Raw genomic sequence first — 12,788 nt, 5'->3', positions numbered from 1 at the left:
AAAAGCAAACAACAATTATGATTAAAAACGATTTATTCCTTCGCGCCTTAAATAACGAAACCGTAGAACGTCCACCGGTATGGATGATGCGACAAGCCGGTAGGTATTTACCCGAATTCAGAGCGTTACGCGACAAATACGATTTCTTCACCCGTTGTGAAACCCCTGAATTAGCCGCGGAAATCACGGTACAACCGATTCGAATTGTAAAACCGGATGCTGCCATTTTGTTCTCGGATATCTTGGTAGTGCCAAGAGCGATGGGAATCCATGTAGAATTGAAAGACAATTTAGGACCCATTATACCCAACCCGATTCGCACGATGGAACAAGTCAATCAGGTTTTTGTGCCGAATATTCATGAAACTTTAGGGTACGTGATGGATGCCGTAAAACTGACCAAAGAAATGTTGAACGACGAAGTGCCGTTAATTGGTTTCGCCGGTTCACCCTGGACGATTTTCTGTTATGCGGTAGAAGGCAAAGGCTCTAAAAGTTTTGATACGGCTAAAGGATTTTGTTTCTCCAATCCGGTAGCCGCGCACACGTTGTTGCAAAAAATCACCGATACGACCATTTTATATTTGAAAGAAAAAGTAAAAGCCGGTTGTAACGCCATTCAAATTTTCGATTCTTGGGGCGGCATGTTGTCTCCGGAAGACTATAAAGAATTCTCTTGGCAATACATCAACCAAATTGTAGAAGCGTTGGCTGAGGAAACCAAAGTCATCGTATTCGGAAAAGGCTGTTGGTTTGCGCTCAATGATATGGCCAAATCCAAAGCGTCAGCCTTAGGTGTTGATTGGACTTGCTCGCCAAGAAATGCCCGTTATTTAACCGGTGGCAAAATCACTTTACAAGGCAATTTCGACCCGAGTCGTTTGTTATCGCCTATACCAACCATCAAAAAAATGGTACACCAAATGATAGATGAATTCGGCAAAGACAATTATATCGTAAACTTAGGCCACGGTATTTTACCCAATATTCCGGTAGACCACGCCAAGGCGTTTGTAGAAGCAGTAAAAGAATATAAATCATAGTTAATGAGCAGCTAAGTCACTGATTATCCAATTAAAAACTCAGTCACTCAGTCACTCAGTCACTCAGTCACTTAAAAATGAAAGACCAATTTTACCTCTACATACAAAACCTTCAAGACCAAATCTGTGCTGCTTTGGAAGCTGTTGATGGCGTAGCGACATTCCGCGAAGACCTATGGCAGCGACCGGAAGGCGGCGGTGGCAGAACTCGTGTCATCGAGAACGGTCAGGTTTTCGAGAAAGGCGGCGTTAACATTTCTGCCGTTCACGGCAAATTGCCCGATACCATGCAAAAGATGTTTGGTGTTGGAGAAGCCGATTTTTTCGCCTGCGGATTGAGTTTAGTTATTCATCCTAAAAATCCAATGGTGCCGACAGTGCATGCCAATTGGCGCTACTTCGAAATGTATGATACTTCGACAGAGCTCAGCACAGGCTCACGGAAAGTAATCAATTCCTGGTTCGGTGGCGGACAGGATTTGACGCCTTATTACCTGTTTGAAGAAGATGCGAAACATTTTCACCAAACGTGTAAAACTGCTTGCGACAAACACAATCCGGAGTTTTATCCGAAATACAAAAAACAATGTGATGCCTATTTCTGGAACGCTCACCGTAACGAAGCCCGTGGTATCGGCGGTTTGTTCTTCGATTACTGCAAAGCCACAGACACAATGAGTATGCAGGATTGGTATAATTTCGTGACTGAAGTCGGCAACAGTTTCTGCGAAGCCTATGTGCCGATAGTAGAAAGAAGAAAAGCATTACCGTATACCGAAGCCCAACGCAACTGGCAAGAGATTCGTCGCGGGCGTTATGTGGAGTTCAATTTGGTGCACGACAAAGGCACGCTTTTCGGCTTAAAAACCAACGGTCGCATCGAATCGATTTTGATGAGTTTGCCACCACACGTGCAATGGGTGTACGACCATCATCCGGTAGTCGGTAGCGAAGAAGAGAAATTAATTAAAGTATTGCAACAACCGATTAATTGGATTGTAGCGTGAGAATTGAAGATTGAAGATTAACGATTTTTGATTGCAGAAGTAATCAATAAATCAAATCTCAACACAAATCTTAAATCAACAATCGTTAATCATAAATCATAAATCAAAATGTTCCCATTACAAAGAGGCAGAAGATTACGCGTTAACGAAAGCATTCGTTCTTTAGTCCGCGAAACTACTTTAAGTCCGGTCGACTTCATGTTTCCCATGTTCATAGCCGAAGGCGAAAACTACCAATCCGAAATTCCATCCATGCCGGGCATTTACCGTCGCTCGTTGGATTTAACCGTGGCAGAAGTGAAGGAATTATTTGCTTTAGGCATACGTGCCGTGAATATTTATGTCAAAGTCGATGAAAGTCTAAAAGACAACACCGGTAAAGAAGCTTGGAATCCCAACGGCTTGATGCAACGCGCCATTCGCGACATCAAAGCCGCTTGTCCGGAAATGATTGTCATGCCCGATGTAGCTTTAGATCCGTATTCCATTTACGGCCACGACGGTATCATCGAAAACGGTGATGTGGCCAACGATGCCACCAACGATGCCTTAGTCAAAATGGCCGTTTCACACGCCCAAGCCGGAGCCGATTTTGTAGCACCAAGCGACATGATGGACGGCCGCGTATTGCGTTTACGCCAAGGCTTAGATGCTGCAGGTTTTCAACATGTTGGGATTATGAGTTATTCGGCCAAATATGCTTCTGCTTTTTACGGACCGTTCCGCGATGCGTTGGACAGTGCGCCAAAAGAAGCCGATGTAGTCGTTCCGAAAGACAAAAAGACGTACCAAATGGACTACGCCAACCGCATCGAAGCCGTAAAAGAAGCTTTAATGGACGTAGAAGAAGGCGCCGATATGGTCATGGTAAAACCCGGAATTGCGTATTTGGATATCGTTCGTGAAGTCAAAAACGCGGTTAACGTCCCTGTTACGGTGTTCCATGTTTCGGGCGAATACGCCATGATCAAAGCCGCAGCCGAAAGAGGTTGGCTCGACCACGACAAAATCATGATGGAGCAGCTTATGTGCATCAAACGCGCCGGTGCCAGTTTAATATCGACGTATTTTGCCAAAGAGGCTGCGATTTTATTGAATCAAAAGTAGGAGCGACCCGAGCGATAGCAAATTGGCGAAGCGAAAGGTTCGGGATTTATCAGTTATCCCTATTCCCGCTTTCCGCGCTACACGGTAGCTAGCGCCAATCGGGGCTAATTATAATATGTATTGCATTTTTGTACACTATGAAAAAGATAATATTACTGCTATTGGTTATCACTTTCGCTTCTTGTAAAAAGGAAGCTGAGCCAACGGAAAATCTACCCCAACACGACGAATCAGCGGTAGCCGTTTCCGGAGAAGCATTGTTTTCCGGCAAAGGCACATGTACGGCTTGTCATTTGCCCGACCAAAAAGTCATCGGACCAAGCATAGCCGAAATCGCCAAAATCTATAAGGAAAATAACGGTAGTATCGTAGCCTTCCTCAAAGAAGAAGCCGAACCGATAGTTGATCCTAGTCAATACGAAACCATGAAAACCAACTTCGCCATTACCAAAAAAATGAGCGAAGCGGAACTTAAAGCATTGGAAGCATACATGTTAAGTTTTGCTAAATAAAATGATTTCATCACATTTTTTTTTAATTTTATAGAAAATCGGTGTAATTATGAAAACAAGCTATTTTTCCATTGCCCTATTAATGATTTTTTCATTTTCATTTTCTCAAAATAAAACGACTTTTTTTACTTTTAAAGAAAATATTGCACCAACGATATTTAACACCCAATCCAATCCATCTGTTGAAGTTTTAAGCCTTCAGATGTTGGGAAAATCAGCTTGGGAATACAATTTTGATAAAGACAAAATCAACTTAACACCAAAATATTTTAGTTGGGATACCGATTCAAGAAGGATAGAAAGTACAAAAAATATGATTTCTAATGTGCAACGACAAGATTTATGCGGACGCGACTTACCAATTGATATTCATTCAGAGGTAATTCAAAAAGTATATTTACGAAGTCTGTATTATCCTTAAAAATGCAAACCGCTTTTATCAACTCACCACTGGGAATTGTTAGCATCGTAGGCGATGAAAATGGGATATCAGCAATATCCGTATTTTCAAACGGTAGTGTTTCTGAAACTATTCCAATCCAATTACAAGAAGCAGCATCACAGCTTAAGGAGTATTTTGGAGGTAATCGTAAAGAATTTACTTTTAATATTAATCCTATAGGAACCGATTTTCAACAAAAAGTTTGGCGAGAATTGCTACAAATTCCGTTTGGCAAAACGATGTCTTATCTCGATTTATCCAAAAAGTTGGGCGATGTTAAAGCCATTCGAGCAGTCGCATCGGCTAACGGGAAAAATCCGTTGTGGATAGTTGTTCCCTGTCATCGTGTTATTGGTACTAATGGTTCGTTAACAGGTTATGCTGGTGGTTTATGGCGCAAAAAATGGTTGTTAGAGCACGAAAGTCCAAGCGCACAACAATCACTTTTTTAAGTATTTTTCTTTCATATTTAAAATAAATTCGTACTTTTAAATCAGTTATTTCTTAATATTTTGCCATGATTGAAAAAATACAACTCAACAATATACTTTTCCTCGACATCGAAACCGTTCCTGAAGAAGACAATTTCAACGCCTTAGACAACGAGATGAAATTGCTGTGGGAACAAAAAACGCAATACCAAAGACGCGACGAATACACGCCCGAAGATTTTTATGAACGCGCCGGTATTTGGGCCGAGTTTGGTAAAATCGTTTGTATTTCGGTTGGCTATTTTGCCAATAAAAGTGATATTAGAAATTTTAGGGTAACTTCCTTTTTTGGAGAAGAAAAAAAGATTCTTAAGGATTTTGCCAATTTGTTAGATACGCATTTCAACGGTGCGCAGCATTTATTGTGTGGTCACAATGCCAAAGAATTTGATTTTCCGTTCATTGCCCGTCGCATGATTATCAATCAAATTGCCATTCCGAGTAAGCTTAATCTATTCGGAAAAAAACCTTGGGAAATCCCGCATTTAGACACGTTGGAATTATGGAAATTCGGCGATTACAAACATTTTACGTCTTTAAAATTATTGACCAAAATATTAGGCATTCCTTCCCCAAAAGGCGATATTGACGGTAGCCAAGTAGCCCATGTTTTTTACGTCGAAAAAGACATTGATCGCATAGTGATTTATTGCGAAAAAGATGTGATTGCAGTAGCACAAATTTTCCTTCGATTACGCCGGGAAGACTTGTTAATAGAAGAGGAAATTTTACATGTATAAAAAAAGAGGTCATTTCGACCTCTTTTTTTTAGTTTCTTTTCAATACGATTTTCTTGGTTATGCTTCCTGAGGTATTGTCTATTTGTATCAAATAAACACCATCTTGAATACCTTCTAAACTGATAGTGTTTTCCACCTGGTTCGTTTCTTGAGTGTAAACCATTCTTCCTTGTAAATCATAAACACTTAAAGTGGTTTTTTCGGTCAAAGACGGAATTTCAATATTTATAATCCCGGAAGTAGGATTTGGATATACTTTTGTGTTCACAAGCGGATTCTCAGTAATCTCTAAAATAGAAGCTTGTACCCTACAAATATTGATGTTGAAGTTGGTTATAGCTCCGCCGTCTTCATTGTAAGGATCATCCACGCGTAAAATCCAAATACCATCGGCAATCAAATTATTCAAAGTACTCAAACTTCCTACCGGAGCGATATTACCACTGATAGCCGGAGTACCTACACAAGTAGGCATAGTTCCTGCATCATCATAAGTACAGTCAATATTATCTTCACCGGCACAAGCCTCTTGTTGTAAAACAATTACAGGACTACCCAAACTCGCGGGTCCTTCTAAGGTAATGGTAAGGTCTTGTACCCAAGTGTGCGTAATGGCAACATTAACATTGAGGTCTCCAATAGAATATCCACCGCTCACAGTAACCGGGACAAATGCTTCTGAATTTGCTACGGCTGCAATGGTCGCATTCGAATAATCAGTGGCGCTAAAGTTCACATCACAAAACAAGTTTCCGGTTGTAAAGTCGTAGGTTTGGGCGCTGCTTATGGCAACATTACCGCAACTGTTCATTGGGATTACCCTCCAAAAATAACGAGTAGCTTGGTTCAATCCGGTAAGTGAAAAAGAATTCGTAGTTACAAAATCCTCAGCTACCATACTGGAAAAGTTACTGAATTGAGAAACTTGAACATGGTAATTGACGGCATTGGCTTGAGCGGCCCAAGTTAGGTTAACCGAAGTAGATAAACCGTTTTGACCATCGGTTGGTGTATTGATTACGATAGGTTGAAAAGTTGCACTGTAAACACGTAATGTTTTGTAGCGGATTTCGGTTTCCGTGCCGTTAAAACCACGAATACCAACAAAATAGTCGCCCGGAGCCACATTCGATAATCCTGAGATTGTCATAGTAACCAATCCGTTAGCGCTTAATGAACTTGGTGAAAAAGTTGCCGTTGCTCCCGTCGGTAAGTCAACAGCTGAAAAGTTGGTAGTTCCACCGCCATTTTGAGCATAGTTAAATGTGAAAACAGCATTTTGTGTATCACAAACCGTGGCGTCAGTAGAATTAGAATTCAATGAAAAAGCAGAAGTGATTCCGGTTACTACCAGAGAAAAGCGTTGATTTCCTGACTGTATATTACCCTTGTGTGTTACTGTTATTACGTATTCTCCGGCAGATGGCGCATCAATTTTGATTAATTCCACATTGTCTACGTTATTGTCTGAAGTTCTCTCAGCCGGTGTTGTTGGGCTAACTAACTTCCAAGGGAAATAAGTAGTTCCGTTTTTGGTAATTCGGATGTCTAAATCATTAACCAAAACAGGAGTTGGATCATTCGCTCCGTTAGCTCCGTTATAAATCGGTCCAGGGAGATCTGTCCAAGTTATCGAGGCCATCAAAGGAGTTAAACCATTAGAGTTTACAGTCATCGTATAGCTTTGATGGTTACTCAGGTTTTCTTCAGAAACCCATGAAGTTAATCCATTATTAGTTAAGGTCTCAGCAGCTCTTTTGGCATTCAACAAACCCCAACCGAAAATACCATCCGGACCCACTGCGCCCGCATCATCAGCTGTATGACAAGCTAACCCTTTTAAAGTGGCTGCTCGCATAAAATTTGTGGTTAAATTTCGGTAGTGTTGTTGCAACAAGGTTAAAGTTCCCGCTACATTGGGTGAAGCCATAGAGGTTCCTGTTAAAGTTGCGGTGGCGGTATTACTGCCACTGCTGGTTGAAGTCAAATTAGTTCCATTCCCGGTAATATCGGGTTTGATTCGCAAATCGTCTGTTGGTCCTTGACTACTGGACCCATTAATATTGATATTTCCTGAGACATTCCCGTCAGTACCAACTGAAACGTCCAAACAGTTGGCTACAACCAAAGTGTTTTTGGCGGTTTTATCACCCACAAGTTTATCATACCCAAAAGCTAAAGGTTCAGCATTATCATTGTTTCCACCATCATTTCCGGCTGACATAACCGGAAGGTAGTAAGGGGAATTGTAGGCCACATCATCCCACTCATTGGCACCGAAGGTGTAGGAGCCGATAAACCAAGACGGCAAAACATTGCCATTGTTGGTAATGGGTGTTCCGTATGAATGATTGGAAATCAGCATCCCCGATTGTACTTCGCCAAGGGCTTCCGCTACATCGTCGTTCCAATCGAACGTTCTGGCAGTTGCCTCTGAGGCCATTCCTTTAACCGATGCAGGATTAGCACTTGCCACCATAGTGCCGGTTACGTGTGTGGCATGTTGTATGGTTCCTGTACTGGTGTTGTCTCCTAAAGTTACTCTTCCTCCAAAAGCAGTATGAGTAGTTCTAACATTTCCTCCGTCCCAAACTCTAACTGTCATGCCTTGTCCGTTTAGGTTTAAACCCATGCCGCCACCAGTGTTTAAAAAACTCGCACGGGTAGTTCTGGCAGCATTAACATTTTCTGTAGAATAGTAAATAGGATAGCCGTCCGGAGTTAATCGCATTAATTCTAATATATTGCCATCATCTTTTTTTACAAATAACGGCCAACCTTTGGCTATTGCTTGCGCTTGGGCTTTTTCTTTTTCAGTTTTAGCTAATTTACGATAGTAGGCTTCTTTCTCTTTTAATTTAGCCATGTCATATTGAGCAGTGATGACTTTAACTTCTTCCGGAGATTGTCCGTAAAGAGTTGAAGCAAAGAACAATAATGTCAATGATGTCAGTAAATGGTGTTTCATGATCTGTGGTCAAATAGTGTGGTCATTTTAAGGCGACAAATATATAAATCTTAACGGATTACACTCGATTTTTAAGAAATAAACATAAATAATTATAAATTGTTTAATAGTTTCTAATTTATGACAGGACTTATAATTTCGGTTGTCAAAAATTTTCTGTTCGAAAGGAACAATTTTTTTCTTGCCATTTTCAGAAATAGTATATTTACCAAAAAACAGCACTATGGTTCTAAGTAGATTTTGGTTAGTCATTTTTGTGGCTTCGATCACTTTTGTGATTTTCAGTTTATTTTCCGGAGATAGTTATTCTATCGATTATGTTTTAAACGGAAAAAAAGACGATCCGATTCTGATATCTGAAAAGTACTTAAACGAAATTCCTAAGTTTATCCAAGACAGTATTCAAAAAAGTGAGGAAAAATCATTTGTCATCAACAGAGATACATTGAATGCCGACACCACTTATGTCTATAAAAACCAAACCGTTAAAATCTACAGTGGTGTTCAAAAATCGGATGGGTTGCTGCCTACTTGTAAAAACAGTTTACTTGATTTAATTATCCCGCTTATTGCTTATTTGGCCTTCTTTTGCGGCTTAATGGAGTTATTAATTGTTTCCGGTGCTGCCGAAAAATTGGCTAAAAGATTAAGTCCGGTATTTGCTAAAGTCTTTCCTTCAGTGCCTAAAAACCACGAATCGATATCGTACATGACTTTGAACTTTGCTGCTAATTTCCTCGGATTAGACTCGGCTGCCACGCCTTTCGGTTTAAAAGCCATGCAAAGTTTACAAGAAATCAATCCGGAAAAAGAAAGAGCCAGCGATGCACAGATTATGTTCATGTGTTTGCACGCTGCCGGGTTAACTTTAATTCCAACCTCAATCATCGGGTATCGTGCTGCTGAAAATGCTGCCAATCCGGCTGATGTGATGTTGCCTTGTATCATCACTTCGTTTATCGGAACCATAGCGGCCATGATAATTGTTGGGATTCGTCAAAAAATCAATTTCAAAAGCGCTACTTTGATTGTGGCACTAATGACAGTGGTTTCCGCTATAGTTGGATTGCTGTTTTACATTAACGGTTTGGATTTGGTAGGTAAAAACTTTTTCACCGCCAATTTATCCGGGTTGATGTTGGTAGCTATTATTGCTTTTACCTTGGTGTTTTCTTTCATCAACGAGAAAAAGTTTGTGGCTAAAAGCACCACTATTTTCGATGCTTTTGTAACCGGTGCCAACAATGGTTTGCAAACCGGTGTCAAGATTTTCCCTTATGTAATGGGGATGTTGGTGGCCATTTCTTTCTTCAGAAACAGCGGTCTTTTTGAAATCATCAGCAATTGGATTTCGTTTGCGTTTTCCAACATTGGTGTTAGCAAACAAATTACAGATTCCTTACCGGTGGCCATGTTACGACCATTCAGCTCAGGCGGTTCTCGTGGTTTTATGATTGATGCTATGCGTAGCTTTGGTCCCGATTCGTTTACCGCGCGGTTGAGTTGTATTTTTCAATGCAGTGCCGAAACTACTTTTTATGTGATTGCGGTTTACTTTGGCTCTGTCAACATCAAAAACACCCGTTACACTTTGGGCACGATGCTTTTGGTTGACTTGATTTGTGTGATTACTGCGATTTTTGTAGCGAGTTGGTTTTTTTAAGAAACAACTACACCAATTTAGCAATTATTTAATTTCAGCTGTCACGCACTTTGCGTAACTTTACATTTCTAAAAACAAATACCAAATGGACTTTATATACCAAGATCCGTATCCTATTTTGAAAGACGATACGCAATACAAAAAAATCACTTCCGATTACGTAAAAACCGAACAATTAGGTGATAGAGAAATTCTAACCGTTGATCCGAAAGGCTTAGAGTTGTTAGCGCAAGAGGCGATGATAGACGTGTCATTTATGTTGCGTACCTCGCATTTACAGAAATTGGAAAACATTCTAAATGATCCGGAAGCGACCGATAACGACCGATTCGTAGCCTACAACTTATTGCAAAATGCAGCAGTTGCGGTGGAAGGCGAATTACCGTCGTGTCAAGATACCGGAACAGCCATTGTCATGGCCAAAAAAGGCGAAAATGTTTATACCGGTGTAGATGATGCCGAATGGCTGTCGAAAGGGATTTTTAACTCTTACCAAATTAAAAATCTTCGTTATTCTCAGATAGTACCAATATCCATGTTTGAAGAGAAAAACTCCGGTTCTAATCTTCCGGCGCAAATTGATATTTATGCTAAAAAAGGAGCGAGTTATGAATTTTTGTTTTTGGCCAAAGGCGGCGGAAGTGCAAACAAAACCTTCTTATACCAAAAAACCAAATCGCTGTTAAATGAAAAATCAATGGATGAATTCATCCGTGAAAAAATAAAAGACCTTGGTACTTCTGCGTGTCCACCGTATCACTTGGCTCTAGTCATTGGAGGTACTTCGGCAGAAGCCAACTTGGCTGCCGTAAAAAAAGCATCAGCAGGCTATTTTGATAACTTACCAACGACAGGTAATATGGCCGGTCAGGCGTTTCGCGATTTAGAATGGGAGCAAAGAGTATTACAAATTTGCCAAGAAAGTGCTATTGGTGCTCAGTTTGGCGGTAAGTATTTTGCCCACGATGTTCGCGTTATTCGTTTGCCTAGACATGCTGCTTCGTGTCCGGTTGGCTTAGGTGTTTCGTGTTCGGCCGATAGAAATATCAAAGCCAAAATTACCAAAGACGGTATTTTCTTGGAGCAGTTGGAAACTAATCCGCAACAGTTTCTACCGGCAGTGCCGCCACATTTGGAAGCACCGGTGGAAATTGATTTGAACCGACCTATGAGTGAAATCTTGGCCGAGTTAAGCAAATATCCAATCAAAACCCGATTGAAATTAAACGGAACCGTAATCGTAGCCCGTGATATTGCCCACGCCAAAATCAAAGAATTACTCGATGCCGGAAAACCAATGCCGGAGTATTTTAAAAACCATCCGGTGTATTACGCCGGTCCTGCTAAAACACCGGAAGGTATGCCATCAGGAAGTTTCGGACCAACCACTGCTGGCCGTATGGATGTGTATGTAGATGAATTCCAAAGTCACGGTGGCAGCATGATTATGTTGGCCAAAGGCAATCGCAGTAAAGAGGTAATGAATGCTTGTAAAAAATACGGCGGTTTCTATTTAGGGTCTATTGGCGGACCGGCAGCTATTTTGGCCAAAGAAAATATTTTGAAAGTTGAGGTAGTGGATTTTGAAGAATTAGGCATGGAAGCTGTTCGCAAAATTACGGTGAAAGATTTCCCGGCGTTTATTATTACCGACGACAAAGGAAACGACTTCTTTGCCAATTTATAAGATGTTGTTTACCGAAACTTTTTCCGAATTCTACAGCCAGGTCAAAGACAGTTTGGGGGATGGTACTTTTGCCAAATTGACCTTAGCCAAAACCATCGGCAACACCGATTTGATGAACATTTATGTGCGTCCGATTGTTGAAGAAGAGGTTTTGAAATTAGAATTGAAGTATAAATTCCAAAGAGAAGAAATTGTCGAAATCCATACTATTGATTCGGCGTTTCCCAGATTATTGGAGTTTATCAATAATCCGTTTTTGTCGGCCATATTGTTTACCACCGAATTTGATTTGGTTTACAAACTCAACAAAAAAAGAGCCGTCAGCATCACCGAAGCCGCTCCGAGTTTTGCCCATGCTTCGCCGGTATTGTTGGAGTATTTAGATAAGCAACAGTAAAGTAATTTTAAATCATAAAAAAACCACAAGTTTCAACTGAAATTTGTGGTTTTGTTTTATGACAGGTTTTCGATTAAATCACCATTTCCGGAATATCGCCTTCAATGATTAATTCAGCTTCTGTTGAGGCAATAATGTGTTCTACCGAAACACCGGGCGCGCGTTCCAATAGCTTGAATCCTTTAGGCGTAATTTCCATAACCGCCAATTCAGTTACTACTTTTTTCACACAACCAACACCGGTTAACGGGAGTGTACATCTTTTCAGAATTTTACTTTCGCCGGCTTTGTTTACGTGCATCATCGCTACAATAATATTTTCGGCCGAAGCGACTAAATCCATGGCGCCACCCATTCCTTTGACCATTTTACCCGGAATTTTCCAGTTGGCAATGTCACCGTTTTCGGCGACTTCCATAGCACCTAAAATGGTTAAATCTACTTTCTGACTGCGGATCATGCCAAAACTGAAAGCCGAGTCAAAGAAACTTGCACCCGGTAAAGTGGTGATGGTTTGTTTTCCGGCGTTGATGACATCGGCGTCTTCTTCTCCTTCGAATGGGAATGGTCCCATACCTAATACACCATTTTCAGATTGAAACTCCACTGAAATATCAGTCCGTACATAATTGGCCACCAAAGTCGGAATCCCGATACCGAGATTCACAAAGTATTTGTCTTTGACTTCTTGGGCTATTCTTTTTGCAATGTCGTTTTTATCTAAAGCCATG

At 40.8% G+C, this 12,788-nt stretch carries 12 protein-coding genes; 10 read left to right on the top strand and 2 right to left on the bottom strand.

Annotation, left to right across the window (positions count from 1 at the left end; all coding sequences use genetic code 11):
- The first annotated feature begins 17 nt into the window (after positions 1–17).
- From hemE to SK086_RS02130, 7 genes are all read left to right on the top strand, one after another.
- Positions 18–1,043 carry a uroporphyrinogen decarboxylase gene (hemE, locus tag SK086_RS02160; protein WP_290874252.1) on the top strand — a complete coding sequence of 342 codons (1,026 nt, stop codon included), beginning with the start codon at positions 18–20 and terminating at the stop codon, positions 1,041–1,043.
- Between the two features lie 77 nt (positions 1,044–1,120).
- Complete coding sequence (hemF, locus tag SK086_RS02155) at positions 1,121–2,050, top strand: oxygen-dependent coproporphyrinogen oxidase (RefSeq protein WP_324689409.1); 930 nt, start codon at positions 1,121–1,123, stop codon at positions 2,048–2,050.
- Positions 2,051–2,158: 108 nt separating this feature from the next.
- Positions 2,159–3,157, top strand: a complete 999-nt coding sequence (gene hemB / locus SK086_RS02150; protein ID WP_324689408.1) for a porphobilinogen synthase — start codon at positions 2,159–2,161, stop codon at positions 3,155–3,157.
- A gap of 137 nt (positions 3,158–3,294) precedes the next feature.
- Entirely contained in the window at positions 3,295–3,669 is a 375-nt protein-coding gene (locus SK086_RS02145) for a c-type cytochrome (protein WP_324689407.1), read from the top strand.
- Positions 3,670–3,718: 49 nt separating this feature from the next.
- The gene (locus tag SK086_RS02140) at positions 3,719–4,090 is read left to right on the top strand and encodes a hypothetical protein (RefSeq protein ID WP_324689406.1); all 372 of its coding nucleotides are present in this window, start codon (positions 3,719–3,721) and stop codon (positions 4,088–4,090) included.
- A 2-nt stretch (positions 4,091–4,092) separates the two neighbouring features.
- A complete protein-coding gene (locus tag SK086_RS02135) occupies positions 4,093–4,563 on the top strand; it encodes a methylated-DNA--[protein]-cysteine S-methyltransferase (protein WP_324689405.1) in 471 nt (156 codons plus the stop codon).
- A 65-nt stretch (positions 4,564–4,628) separates the two neighbouring features.
- Entirely contained in the window at positions 4,629–5,342 is a 714-nt protein-coding gene (locus SK086_RS02130) for a 3'-5' exonuclease (protein WP_324689404.1), read from the top strand.
- Positions 5,343–5,370: 28 nt separating this feature from the next.
- Here the strand turns inward: SK086_RS02130 and SK086_RS02125 are convergent, their stop codons facing one another.
- On the bottom strand, positions 5,371–8,310 hold the full coding sequence (locus tag SK086_RS02125) for a S8 family serine peptidase (RefSeq protein ID WP_324689403.1): 2,940 nt from the start codon (positions 8,308–8,310) through the stop codon (positions 5,371–5,373).
- A gap of 223 nt (positions 8,311–8,533) precedes the next feature.
- On the opposite strand from SK086_RS02125, the gene SK086_RS02120 reads away from it, so the two are divergent.
- From SK086_RS02120 to SK086_RS02110, 3 genes are all read left to right on the top strand, one after another.
- Positions 8,534–9,973 (top strand): nucleoside recognition domain-containing protein, encoded by a 1,440-nt coding sequence (locus SK086_RS02120; protein WP_324689402.1) that lies wholly within the window; start codon positions 8,534–8,536, stop codon positions 9,971–9,973.
- A gap of 85 nt (positions 9,974–10,058) precedes the next feature.
- Positions 10,059–11,660 carry a fumarate hydratase gene (locus tag SK086_RS02115; RefSeq protein ID WP_324689401.1) on the top strand — a complete coding sequence of 534 codons (1,602 nt, stop codon included), beginning with the start codon at positions 10,059–10,061 and terminating at the stop codon, positions 11,658–11,660.
- Between the two features lies 1 nt (position 11,661).
- Positions 11,662–12,057: a hypothetical protein gene (locus SK086_RS02110; RefSeq protein ID WP_324689400.1), complete on the top strand. Its 396-nt coding sequence runs from the start codon at positions 11,662–11,664 to the stop codon at positions 12,055–12,057.
- A gap of 73 nt (positions 12,058–12,130) precedes the next feature.
- Here the strand turns inward: SK086_RS02110 and SK086_RS02105 are convergent, their stop codons facing one another.
- Positions 12,131–12,787, bottom strand: coding sequence for a 3-oxoacid CoA-transferase subunit B (locus tag SK086_RS02105; protein ID WP_324689399.1), 657 nt, complete (start codon positions 12,785–12,787; stop codon positions 12,131–12,133).
- Between the last annotated feature and the right edge of the window lies 1 nt (position 12,788).

The sequence above is a fragment of the Flavobacterium cheonhonense genome (assembly GCF_035671315.1).
In the GTDB taxonomy this organism is placed as follows: Bacteria; Bacteroidota; Bacteroidia; order Flavobacteriales; family Flavobacteriaceae; genus Flavobacterium; species Flavobacterium cheonhonense.
Note: the sequence above shows the minus strand (reverse complement) of the source record. Positions and strands in the feature narration are given on the sequence as shown.